The organism is Streptococcus sp. SM3 (assembly GCF_027497875.1).
Map to the genome: position 1 here is coordinate 52,237 of NZ_JAJNSA010000005.1, position 11,411 is coordinate 63,647.

11 protein-coding genes are annotated in these 11,411 nt (G+C 42.5%); 10 read left to right on the forward strand and 1 reads right to left on the reverse strand.

Annotation, left to right across the window (positions count from 1 at the left end):
* The first annotated feature begins 19 nt into the window (after window positions 1-19).
* From deoC to PAN06_RS01915, 6 genes are all read left to right on the forward strand, one after another.
* Complete coding sequence (gene deoC / locus PAN06_RS01890; RefSeq protein ID WP_269795435.1) at window positions 20-682, forward strand: deoxyribose-phosphate aldolase; 663 nt, start codon at window positions 20-22, stop codon at window positions 680-682.
* A complete protein-coding gene (locus PAN06_RS01895) occupies window positions 669-1,058 on the forward strand; it encodes a cytidine deaminase (RefSeq protein ID WP_049486796.1) in 390 nt (129 codons plus the stop codon). Before deoC ends, PAN06_RS01895 begins: the two co-directional genes overlap by 14 nt.
* An 89-nt stretch (window positions 1,059-1,147) precedes the next feature.
* Window positions 1,148-2,200 carry a BMP family protein gene (locus PAN06_RS01900; RefSeq protein WP_269795436.1) on the forward strand — a complete coding sequence of 351 codons (1,053 nt, stop codon included), beginning with the start codon at window positions 1,148-1,150 and terminating at the stop codon, window positions 2,198-2,200.
* Between the two features lie 142 nt (window positions 2,201-2,342).
* Window positions 2,343-3,878, forward strand: a complete 1,536-nt coding sequence (locus tag PAN06_RS01905; protein ID WP_269795437.1) for an ABC transporter ATP-binding protein — start codon at window positions 2,343-2,345, stop codon at window positions 3,876-3,878.
* Window positions 3,871-4,929 (forward strand): ABC transporter permease, encoded by a 1,059-nt coding sequence (locus tag PAN06_RS01910; RefSeq protein WP_269795438.1) that lies wholly within the window; start codon window positions 3,871-3,873, stop codon window positions 4,927-4,929. Before PAN06_RS01905 ends, PAN06_RS01910 begins: the two co-directional genes overlap by 8 nt.
* A gap of 2 nt (window positions 4,930-4,931) precedes the next feature.
* Window positions 4,932-5,888 carry an ABC transporter permease gene (locus PAN06_RS01915; RefSeq protein ID WP_000029124.1) on the forward strand — a complete coding sequence of 319 codons (957 nt, stop codon included), beginning with the start codon at window positions 4,932-4,934 and terminating at the stop codon, window positions 5,886-5,888.
* A gap of 38 nt (window positions 5,889-5,926) precedes the next feature.
* On the opposite strand, the gene plsY is transcribed toward PAN06_RS01915, so the two are convergent.
* The gene (gene plsY, locus PAN06_RS01920) at window positions 5,927-6,568 is read right to left on the reverse strand and encodes a glycerol-3-phosphate 1-O-acyltransferase PlsY (protein ID WP_269795439.1); all 642 of its coding nucleotides are present in this window, start codon (window positions 6,566-6,568) and stop codon (window positions 5,927-5,929) included.
* Between the two features lie 135 nt (window positions 6,569-6,703).
* On the opposite strand from plsY, the gene parE reads away from it, so the two are divergent.
* From parE to PAN06_RS01940, 4 genes are all read left to right on the forward strand, one after another.
* Window positions 6,704-8,647 carry a DNA topoisomerase IV subunit B gene (gene parE, locus PAN06_RS01925; RefSeq protein ID WP_269795440.1) on the forward strand — a complete coding sequence of 648 codons (1,944 nt, stop codon included), beginning with the start codon at window positions 6,704-6,706 and terminating at the stop codon, window positions 8,645-8,647.
* Between the two features lie 27 nt (window positions 8,648-8,674).
* Window positions 8,675-9,508: an aminoglycoside 6-adenylyltransferase gene (locus PAN06_RS01930; protein ID WP_269795441.1), complete on the forward strand. Its 834-nt coding sequence runs from the start codon at window positions 8,675-8,677 to the stop codon at window positions 9,506-9,508.
* The gene (locus tag PAN06_RS01935) at window positions 9,489-10,223 is read left to right on the forward strand and encodes a type II CAAX endopeptidase family protein (RefSeq protein WP_004261487.1); all 735 of its coding nucleotides are present in this window, start codon (window positions 9,489-9,491) and stop codon (window positions 10,221-10,223) included. The genes PAN06_RS01930 and PAN06_RS01935 overlap by 20 nt, the downstream gene beginning before the upstream one ends.
* Before the next feature lie 52 nt (window positions 10,224-10,275).
* A partial coding sequence (locus tag PAN06_RS01940) for a DNA gyrase subunit A (RefSeq protein ID WP_276593239.1) occupies window positions 10,276-11,411 on the forward strand: 1,136 nt, incomplete at its 3' end.

Consider the following 11,411-nt stretch of genomic DNA (forward strand, 5'->3'; position numbering starts at 1 on the left):
ACTGCAGGAGAATCCGAATATGAAATTAAATAAATATATCGATCATACACTTTTGAAACAAGATGCGATAGAAAATCAAATTGATTGTTTGTTGTCTGAAGCTAGAGAGTATGATTTTGCCAGTGTTTGCGTTAATCCGACCTGGGTTGAACATGCTAAAAAAGGGCTTGAAGGCACAGATGTCAAGGTCTGCACAGTAGTAGGTTTCCCCTTGGGAGCAACAACTTCAGCTGTGAAAGCATTTGAAACAAAAGAAGCTATCCAAAATGGTGCAGATGAGATTGATATGGTGATCAATGTTGGAGCTCTCAAAACAGGTAATCTTGATTTGGTTGAATCGGACATTCGTTCTGTTGTAGAAGCAAGTGGTGATAAGTTGGTTAAAGTCATCATTGAAGCTTGCTTATTGACAGACCAAGAAAAAATTGTGGCTTGTCAATTAGCCCAGAAAGCGGGAGCTGACTTTGTCAAAACATCTACTGGCTTTTCAACTGGTGGTGCGACGGTAGCAGATGTTAGATTAATGCGTGAAACAGTTGGACCAGAAATGGGTGTCAAGGCTGCTGGTGGAGCTCGTTCTTATGCAGATGCTCTTGCATTTGTAGAAGCAGGGGCGACCCGTATTGGAACGTCAGCTGGGGTAGCCATTTTAAAAGGAGAATTGGCTGATGGCGACTACTGAGTTGATTGAACTAGCAATTGAAACAAGCAAGAAAGCCTATGTGCCCTATTCTCACTTTCCTATCGGAGCAGTTTTAGTAGCCAAAGACGGAAATGTTTACACGGGAGTGAATATCGAAAATGCTAGCTATCCTTTGACCAACTGTGGAGAGCGTACGGCGATTTTTAAAGCAGTTTCTGAAGGTCAAAGAGAGTTTTCAGAATTGATTGTCTATGGACAGACTGAAAAACCAATTTCACCATGTGGCGCTTGTCGCCAAGTAATGGTCGAATTTTTTGAACAAGATCTAAAAGTGACCTTAGTCGCAAAAGATAAATCGACGGTCGAGATGACGGTCGGGGAATTACTTCCATACTCTTTTACAGACTTAAACTAGTCTGAGTCGCTCTCTGAGTGGCACGGTCCTTGTGACCAACAAATCCATACTTGCAACATCGTTGCACATCTTATTTAGGAGGTTCAGTAATGAACAAGAAACAATGGCTAGGCCTTGGTCTAGTTGCAGTGGCAGCAGTTGGACTTGCTGCATGTGGTAACCGCTCTTCTCGTAACGCAGCTTCATCTTCTGATGTGAAGACAAAAGCAGCAATCGTCACTGATACTGGTGGTGTTGATGACAAATCATTCAACCAATCAGCTTGGGAAGGTTTGCAAGACTGGGGTAAAGAACATAATCTTTCAAAAGATAACGGTTTCACTTACTTCCAATCAACAAGTGAAGCTGACTACGCTAACAACTTGCAACAAGCGGCTGGAAGTTACAACCTAATCTTCGGTGTTGGTTTTGCCCTTCACAATGCAGTTAAAGATGCAGCAGCAGAGCACACTGATTTGAACTATGTCTTGATTGATGATGTGATTAAAGATCAAAAGAATGTTGCGAGCGTAACTTTCGCTGATAATGAGTCAGGTTACCTTGCAGGTGTAGCTGCAGCAAAAACAACTAAGACAAAACAAGTTGGTTTTGTAGGTGGGCAGGAGTCAGAAGTTATCTCTCGTTTTGAAGCAGGATTCAAGGCTGGTGTTGCGTCAGTAGACCCATCTATCAAAGTCCAAGTTGACTACGCTGGTTCATTTGGTGATGCTGCTAAAGGTAAAACAATTGCAGCTGCACAATACGCAGCCGGTGCAGATATTGTTTACCAAGTAGCTGGTGGTACAGGTGCTGGTGTCTTTGCAGAAGCAAAATCACTCAACGAAAGCCGTCCTGAAAATGAAAAAGTTTGGGTTATCGGTGTTGACCGTGACCAAGTAGCAGAAGGTAAGTACACTTCTAAAGATGGCAAAGAATCAAACTTCGTTCTTGCATCTACTTTGAAACAAGTTGGTACAACTGTAAAAGATATTTCTAACAAGGCAGAAAAAGGTGAATTCCCTGGCGGTCAAGTGATCGTTTACTCATTGAAAGATAAAGGGGTTGACTTGGTAACAACTAACCTTTCTGAAGAAGGTAAAAAAGCCGTTGAAGATGCAAAAGCTAAAATCCTTGATGGAAGCGTAAAAGTTCCTGCAAAATAATGGATGGAAGTTATTTCTTAGGAAGCGGCCATCGGCCGCTTTTTAAGAGTTGAGACAAAGTCATTTTGTCTCAGTAAAGCTTGCTACTAGAGAAATTAGCAAGTTTTATTGAAATAAAATAAGACTCTGAAAGGAAGAGCACATGGCACACGAAAATGTCATTGAGATGCGTGATATTACCAAGGTGTTTGGTGAATTTGTTGCCAACGACAAAATCAACCTGCACTTACGAAAAGGTGAAATCCATGCACTTTTAGGAGAAAATGGGGCTGGAAAGTCCACGCTCATGAACATGTTAGCAGGGCTTCTTGAACCAACCAGTGGTGAAATTGTGGTCAACGGTCAAGTTGTCAATCTCGATTCACCATCTAAAGCAGCTAGCTTGGGAATCGGAATGGTTCACCAGCACTTTATGTTGGTAGAAGCCTTCACAGTGGCTGAAAACATCATTTTAGGTAGTGAATTGACTAAAAATGGTGTGCTAGATATTGCTGGAGCTAGCAAAGAAATCAAGGCTCTTTCTGAACGTTATGGCTTAGCTGTTGACCCTTCTGCCAAGGTAGCAGACATCTCAGTTGGAGCCCAACAACGTGTAGAAATTTTAAAAACCCTTTATCGGGGAGCTGATATCCTTATCTTTGATGAACCAACGGCTGTCTTGACTCCATCAGAAATTGATGAGTTGATGGCTATTTTGAAAAATCTTGTCAAAGAAGGAAAATCAATTATCTTGATTACCCACAAGTTGGATGAGATTCGTGCAGTTTCTGACCGAGTTACAGTTATCCGTCGTGGGAAATCAATTGAAACCGTCGAAATTGCAGGAGCTACCAATGCTGATTTGGCAGAAATGATGGTAGGTCGTTCTGTTTCCTTTAAAACAGAGAAGCAAGCTTCTCAACCAAAAGAAGTGGTCTTGTCTATTAAAGACTTGGTGGTCAATGAAAACCGCGGTGTCCCAGCTGTAAAAAATCTGTTCTTGGATGTTCGTGCTCGAGAGATTGTTGGTATTGCAGGGATTGATGGAAATGGTCAGTCTGAACTGATTCAAGCAATTACAGGTCTTCGCAAGGTTGAATCTGGTAGCATTGAGCTAAAAGGAGATTCAATTGTAGGATTGCACCCACGTCAGATTACAGAGTTGAGTGTTGGGCACGTTCCAGAAGACCGTCACCGTGATGGCTTGATTTTGGAAATGATGATTTCTGAAAATATTGCCCTTCAAACCTACTACAAAGAACCACATAGTAAAAATGGAATTTTGAACTATTCAAATATTACTTCTTATGCTAAAAAGCTAATGGAAGAGTTTGATGTTCGTGCTGCAAGTGAATTTGTTCCTGCAGCTGCACTTTCAGGAGGAAATCAACAAAAAGCAATTATTGCTCGTGAAATTGATCGAGATCCTGATCTCCTTATCGTCAGCCAACCAACTCGTGGGTTGGATGTCGGTGCCATTGAATATATCCACAAGCGCTTGATTGAAGAACGTGATAATGGTAAGGCTGTTCTTGTTGTCAGCTTTGAATTGGATGAGATTTTAAACGTCTCAGACCGTATTGCCGTTATACACGATGGTAAGATTCAAGGTATTGTATCACCAGAAACAACCAATAAACAAGAACTTGGTGTCTTGATGGCTGGTGGAAACTTGGGAAAGGAGAAGAGTGATGTCTAAAAAATTACAACAAATTTCGGTTCCCTTGATTTCTGTCTTCCTAGGAATTTTACTTGGAGCCATTGTCATGTGGATCTTTGGTTATGATGCTATTTGGGGCTATGAAGAATTGTTCTATACAGCCTTTGGCAGTCTGCGTGGGATTGGGGAAATCTTCCGTGCTATGGGGCCTCTGGTCTTGATTGGTCTTGGTTTTGCCGTTGCCAGTCGCGCTGGTTTCTTTAACGTCGGACTTCCTGGTCAGGCTTTGGCAGGTTGGATTCTCAGTGGTTGGTTTGCCCTGTCTCATCCAGATATGCCACGTCCCTTGATGATTCTAGCAACCATCGTGATTGCCTTGATTGCTGGTGGAATTGTTGGCGCGATTCCAGGTATTCTGAGAGCCTATCTAGGGACGTCAGAGGTTATCGTAACTATCATGATGAACTACATTGTTTTGTATGTAGGAAATGCCTTGATTCATGCCTTTCCTAAAGACTTTATGCAAAGTACAGATTCGACCATTCGTGTTGGGGCTAATGCAACCTACCAGACACCTTGGTTAGCTGAGTTGACTGGTAATTCGCGGATGAATATTGGTATTTTCTTTGCCATCATTGCCGTTGCAGTTATTTGGTTCATGCTCAAGAAAACGACTCTTGGTTTTGAAATCCGTGCGGTTGGTCTTAATTCACATGCTTCAGAATATGCTGGTATTTCTGCCAAACGGACTATTATCCTATCTATGATTATTTCAGGTGCCTTGGCAGGTCTTGGTGGTGCTGTTGAAGGGCTTGGAACCTTCCAGAATGTCTATGTTCAAGGGGCGTCATTAGCTGTCGGATTTAACGGGATGGCAGTTAGTCTACTTGCAGCAAACTCACCAATTGGTATTCTCTTTGCAGCCTTCCTGTTTGGTGTTCTCCAAGTTGGAGCCCCTGGTATGAATGCAGCGCAGGTACCGTCTGAGCTTGTCAGCATTGTAACGGCGTCTATTATCTTCTTTGTCAGTGTTCATTACCTTATCGAACGCTTTGTCAAACCGAAAAAACAAGTTAAAGGAGGTAAGTAAAGATGTCTATTACAACCTTGCTCACCCTCTTGGTGTCTTCTATGCTGATTTACTCAGCACCCCTCATCTTTACAAGTATCGGTGGTGTTTTCTCTGAACGTGGTGGTGTGGTCAACGTCGGCCTTGAAGGAATTATGGTTATGGGTGCCTTTTCTGGAGTTGTCTTTAACCTTGAATTTGCAGAACAATTTGGAGCAGCAACTCCATGGCTATCCTTGCTTGTAGCAGGATTGGTTGGGGGCCTCTTCTCTATCATCCACGCAGCAGCGACGGTTCATTTCCGTGCAGACCATGTTGTCAGCGGTACGGTATTGAACTTGATGGCGCCTGCCTTGGCTGTTTTCTTGGTGAAAGTGCTTTATAATAAAGGACAAACCGACAACCTAAGTCAGACTTTTGGACGCTTTGATTTCCCAGTCTTGGCAAATATCCCAGTTATCGGTGATATCTTCTTCAAGTCAACTAGTTTACTTGGTTATCTGGCCATTGCCTTCTCATTCCTTGCTTGGTTTATCCTCTTCAAGACCCGTTTTGGTCTTCGTCTCCGCTCTGTCGGTGAACACCCTCAAGCAGCTGATACCTTGGGAATCAATGTCTACAAAATGAGATATTTAGGGGTTATTATTTCAGGTTTCCTAGGTGGAATTGGAGGAGCAATTTATGCTCAATCCATCTCAGTCAACTTCTCAGTGACAACTATTGTTGGACCTGGATTTATCGCCCTTGCTGCGATGATCTTCGGAAAATGGAATCCAATCGGAGCCATGCTATCTAGTCTCTTCTTTGGACTTTCACAAAGTTTGGCTGTTATCGGTTCTCAATTGCCATTCCTACAAGGAGTGCCTGCGGTTTATCTTCAAATCGCACCTTATGTTTTGACAATTCTAGTCTTAGCAGCCTTCTTTGGAAAAGCAGTCGCACCAAAAGCAGATGGTATCAACTATATCAAATCAAAATAAGCATACAAAAAAACGTCAGTACATACTGTACTGACGTTTTATTTTTTAGGATGTTGATGGGTTAGGTTCAATCCCCAAGGGACTAAATTTTCAGTCTTGTTTTTGATACGATCTACATTATCCTTATGACGAATGATAATCAAACTAGCCAGTGCTAGGATAATAGCGATGAATAGAGGGTCATAATTGGTCAGGATAAAACCAAAAAGTGGAAAGAGTAGAACTCCAATGACAGCCGCGATAGATGCTGTGACACTAGATAGTGAAATCATACTACCAAGATAGAGGGTTCCAAAGAAAACAACTGCAAGGTAGAGATAGAAGACAGGTGCAAATCCGAAAACCACTCCAGCACTGGTTGCGACAGCCTTGCCTCCCTTAAATCCTGCAAAGATAGGGAAGGTATGTCCAATGACAGCCAAAAGTCCAAAGATGAGAGGCGAAACTCCTTGAAGATGAAACATAATCGGAAGCAGTGTTGCTAGGGTTCCTTTGAAAAAGTCAATCACAAAGGTTGCCATACCAGCTTTCTTGCCTAAAATGCGGAAGGTATTGGTCGTTCCAGTGTTACCAGAACCATGCTCGCGCAGATTGATTTGAAAGAATACTTGTCCAATCCAGAGACCAGACGGAATCGAACCCAGCAGATAGGCTAGGATTAATAAAACTATTGTAATCATACTCCTATTATATCATGAAATGGAGAAGAAATGCAGAGAATCTCTTCTGAAATTGTCACACCGGAGAAAGAAAAATTTTGCAAAATCCTTGGAAAACCTGTAGAATAGTAAAGATGAACGAATAGGAGGTTCCTTGTGTCAAAAAAGGAAATCAATATTAACAATTATAATGATGATGCCATTCAGGTGCTAGAAGGGTTGGATGCGGTCCGAAAACGTCCAGGGATGTATATTGGATCGACCGATGGTGCTGGTCTCCACCACCTCGTCTGGGAAATCGTCGATAATGCTGTCGATGAAGCCTTGTCTGGATTTGGTGACCGTATTGATGTGACCATTAATAAAGACGGCAGTTTAACGGTTCAAGACCACGGACGTGGGATGCCGACTGGAATGCACGCGATGGGGATTCCAACGGTTGAAGTAATCTTTACCATTCTTCACGCCGGAGGGAAATTCGGTCAGGGTGGCTACAAGACATCTGGTGGTCTCCACGGGGTGGGTTCTTCCGTTGTTAATGCCCTATCTAGTTGGCTGGAGGTTGAAATCACCCGTGATGGTGCAGTTTACAAGCAACGTTTTGAAAATGGTGGCAAACCTGTCACGACTTTGAAGAAAATCGGTACAGCGCCTAAGTCTAAGACAGGTACCAAGGTTACGTTTATGCCTGATGTGACGATCTTTTCTACGATAGACTTCAAGTACAATACCATTTCAGAACGCCTCAATGAGTCAGCCTTTCTCTTGAAAAATGTGACCTTGTCTTTAACGGACAAGCGAACAGATGAAGCGATTGAGTTCCACTATGAAAATGGGGTGCAGGACTTTGTTTCTTATCTGAACGAAGACAAGGAGACCTTGACGCCGGTTCTTTACTTTGAAGGGGAAGACAATGGGTTCCAAGTGGAAGTGGCCCTCCAGTACAATGATGGATTTTCAGATAACATTCTATCCTTTGTCAATAACGTTCGTACCAAGGACGGTGGAACGCACGAGACAGGACTCAAGTCTGCCATTACCAAGGTCATGAATGACTATGCGCGTAAGACGGGGCTTCTCAAGGAAAAAGATAAAAACCTTGAAGGGTCAGACTATCGTGAGGGACTAGCGGCCGTTCTTTCTATCTTGGTTCCTGAAGAACACCTCCAGTTTGAAGGACAGACCAAGGATAAACTAGGAAGCCCTCTGGCTCGTCCCGTTGTGGATGGAATTGTGGCGGATAAGTTGACCTTTTTCCTTATGGAAAATGGTGAATTGGCTTCTAACCTCATCCGCAAGGCTATTAAGGCCCGTGATGCTCGTGAAGCAGCACGTAAGGCGCGTGATGAGAGCCGAAATGGTAAGAAAAATAAAAAAGACAAGGGTTTGTTGTCAGGTAAATTAACACCTGCCCAGTCTAAGAATCCAGCTAAGAATGAACTCTATCTAGTCGAGGGAGATTCTGCCGGAGGTTCTGCCAAACAAGGCCGTGACCGCAAGTTCCAGGCTATTCTACCTCTTCGTGGTAAGGTTATCAATACAGCCAAGGCCAAAATGGCGGATATCCTCAAAAATGAAGAAATTAACACCATGATTTATACCATCGGTGCGGGTGTCGGAGCAGACTTTTCTATTGAGGATGCTAACTATGACAAAATCATTATCATGACTGATGCGGATACCGACGGTGCCCACATCCAAACACTTCTTTTGACTTTCTTTTATCGCTACATGCGTCCGCTAGTTGAGGCAGGACATGTTTATATCGCCCTCCCGCCTCTGTACAAGATGTCCAAAGGCAAAGGCAAGAAAGAAGAAGTAGCTTACGCTTGGACGGACGGAGAGCTAGAAGAACTCCGCAAGCAGTTTGGTAAAGGTGCAACCCTCCAACGCTACAAGGGACTTGGTGAGATGAATGCGGACCAGCTCTGGGAGACAACCATGAATCCAGAAACTCGAACTCTCATTCGTGTCACGATTGAAGATCTAGCACGCGCAGAACGTCGAGTCAATGTCCTCATGGGAGACAAGGTAGAACCACGACGTAAGTGGATTGAAGACAATGTCAAGTTTACGCTGGAAGAAGCGACAGTTTTTTAAGTTAGTTTTTAATGAATGGGTATAAACATGAGAACTGAAACAGAAATGCTCGATGTAATCTTAAAGACTGCTGAAACCTTACAAGTCGCGACTGTCGCCATGTCTGGTTCACGGACTGATACAAAAGCCTCAAAAGATGAATTTCAAGATTATGACGTAGTCTATGTTGTAGAGAATCTGGACGAGCTGATTACAGATTTATCTTGGTTGGACCAGTTTGGCAAACGCATTATCGAGCAAGAAGTTGGTCTTGGTCAACGTCGTCTATACCTCATGCTCTTTGAAGATGGCAATAGGATTGATTTAACCCTCTGCCCCAAAGACTACATTCAAGAGTGGGTAGACAGTGAGGCTGGATTTACTGTTTTAGAAGATCCAGAGCATTTATTTGAACCCTATTCACCAAATATAGAGCGTTACTGGACAAATTCAGCTACTGAAAAGGATTTTGAAAAAGTCTGCAATGAATTTTGGTGGGTGTCAGCCTACGTGGTCAAAGGAATCTGTCGTAAGCAAGTCATCTACGCGACTGACCATCTCTATGGTATTTGTCAGCAAGAGTTGTTAAAAGTCTTAGCTTGGCAGGTCGCAAGTGATAGGGGAAGAGTCGACGTCGGCAAGAACTACAAGTACCTCTTTAACTATTTACCTGCTGAGAAAGAAATGGAATTCTCAAATCTGCTTGATTTTTCAAGCATAGATAAAATCACTCAGTCTCTTTTTGCTACGATGCAACTTTTACACAGAGAGGCTCAGTCCCTTGCTCAAAAGATGGGATTTGACTATGATATGAAAGTAGCTGAGAAGATGATTGAGTATGCTAAGGAGAGACTCGAAACTAATGAAACATTTACAAAATAATAAGATAACAAAATTTTTACTGATTAGTTTTCTCATTTCTTGGGGATTTGGTTGGGGATTGCTCGCTTTTCTGACGCAAATGAGCCTCTTAAGTCTAACAAGTCCACTAGGAGTTTTTCTCCATTTACTAGGAGGTTTCGGTCCAACCATTGCAGCCATTTCTTGTTTGCCTCAAAAATCCATTAAAAGCATAGTCTCTTTTATCTTAGGGGACTCAAAGAAATATATTTTGTTATTTCTTTTACTAATTTTCGTGCAGACAGGTGTCATTGCTTTCTCCTCTAAGGAGCTTAATACGGCTTTTCCACTAGGAAATTTGTTAGTTGTTTTTTTGAGTGCAGTCTGTGTTTATGGTGGCGAAGAAGAATTGGGATGGCGAGGCATCTTGCAACCAACTTTAGAAACTAGATTCTCCTTTTGGATTTCCGGTTTGATAACAGGTTGTATTTGGGCAATATGGCATGTACCTTTATGGTTTGTGATTGGAAGTTCCCAAAGTGGGATGCCTTTTATATTATTCAGTCTATTTGCAATTTATCTCAGTATTCTTCTAGCAGCTGTTTTCAAAAAGACAAAGTCGGTCCTTTTTTGCGCCATTTTTCACGGTCTAATTAATACCCTACTTAGCTTATTTGTTATTAAAATTAATCTTTTATTCATTCTAGGATTAGTAGGATTGCTCTTCTTTTCTCACTACCTACAAAGAAACAGTTAAATTTATAAAATATAGATTTACTTTACAATAAAACACTAAAAAGAGAATTATTATGTCTAACATTCAAAACATGTCCCTGGAGGACATTATGGGAGAGCGCTTTGGTCGCTACTCCAAGTATATTATTCAAGACCGGGCTTTGCCAGATATTCGTGATGGCTTGAAGCCGGTGCAACGTCGTATTCTTTATTCTATGAATAAGGATGGCAATACCTTTGACAAGAGCTACCGCAAGTCGGCCAAGTCTGTCGGTAATATCATGGGGAATTTCCACCCACATGGTGATAGTTCTATCTATGATGCCATGGTTCGTATGTCACAGGACTGGAAAAATCGTGAGATTCTAGTCGAAATGCACGGTAATAACGGTTCTATGGACGGAGATCCGCCTGCAGCTATGCGTTATACAGAGGCGCGTTTGTCTGAGATTGCAGGCTATCTTCTTCAGGATATTGATAAAAAGACTGTTCCTTTTGCTTGGAACTTTGACGATACCGAGAAAGAGCCGACAGTCTTGCCAGCAGCCTTTCCAAATCTCTTGGTCAATGGTTCGACTGGGATTTCGGCTGGTTATGCCACAGACATTCCTCCCCATAATTTGGCTGAGGTCATCGATGCGGCGGTTTACATGATTGACCACCCAACTGCCAAGGTTGATAAACTCATGGAATTCTTGCCTGGACCAGATTTTCCGACTGGAGGAATCATTCAGGGTCGTGATGAAATCAAGAAGGCCTATGAAACTGGGAAAGGGCGCGTGGTTGTTCGTTCCAAGACTGAGATTGAAAAGCTAAAAGGTGGTAAGGAACAAATCGTTATTACTGAGATTCCTTATGAAATCAACAAGGCCAATCTGGTCAAGAAAATCGATGATGTACGTGTCAATAACAAGGTGGCTGGTATTGCTGAGGTTCGGGATGAGTCTGACCGTGATGGTCTTCGAATTGCTATTGAGCTCAAAAAAGATGCCAATACGGAGCTTGTTCTCAACTATCTCTTTAAATATACTGACCTGCAAATCAACTACAACTTTAACATGGTGGCGATTGACAATTTCACCCCTCGTCAGGTCGGTATTGTCCCAATCTTGTCTAGCTACATCGCCCACCGTCGCGAAGTGATTTTGGCGCGTTCACGCTTTGATAAGGAAAAGGCTGAGAAACGTCTCCATATCGTCGAAGGTTTGAT

What these genes read in the sequence shown, in the direction of transcription:
- deoC (WP_269795435.1), top strand. Translation starts at nt 20, where the DNA reads ATGAAATTAAATAAATATATCGATCATACACTTTTGAAACAAGATGCG.
- PAN06_RS01895 (WP_049486796.1), top strand. Translation starts at nt 669, where the DNA reads ATGGCGACTACTGAGTTGATTGAACTAGCAATTGAAACAAGCAAGAAA.
- PAN06_RS01900 (WP_269795436.1), top strand. Translation starts at nt 1,148, where the DNA reads ATGAACAAGAAACAATGGCTAGGCCTTGGTCTAGTTGCAGTGGCAGCA.
- PAN06_RS01905 (WP_269795437.1), top strand. Translation starts at nt 2,343, where the DNA reads ATGGCACACGAAAATGTCATTGAGATGCGTGATATTACCAAGGTGTTT.
- PAN06_RS01910 (WP_269795438.1), top strand. Translation starts at nt 3,871, where the DNA reads ATGTCTAAAAAATTACAACAAATTTCGGTTCCCTTGATTTCTGTCTTC.
- PAN06_RS01915 (WP_000029124.1), top strand. Translation starts at nt 4,932, where the DNA reads ATGTCTATTACAACCTTGCTCACCCTCTTGGTGTCTTCTATGCTGATT.
- plsY (WP_269795439.1), bottom strand. Translation starts at nt 6,568, where the DNA reads ATGATTACAATAGTTTTATTAATCCTAGCCTATCTGCTGGGTTCGATT.
- PAN06_RS01930 (WP_269795441.1), top strand. Translation starts at nt 8,675, where the DNA reads ATGAGAACTGAAACAGAAATGCTCGATGTAATCTTAAAGACTGCTGAA.
- PAN06_RS01935 (WP_004261487.1), top strand. Translation starts at nt 9,489, where the DNA reads ATGAAACATTTACAAAATAATAAGATAACAAAATTTTTACTGATTAGT.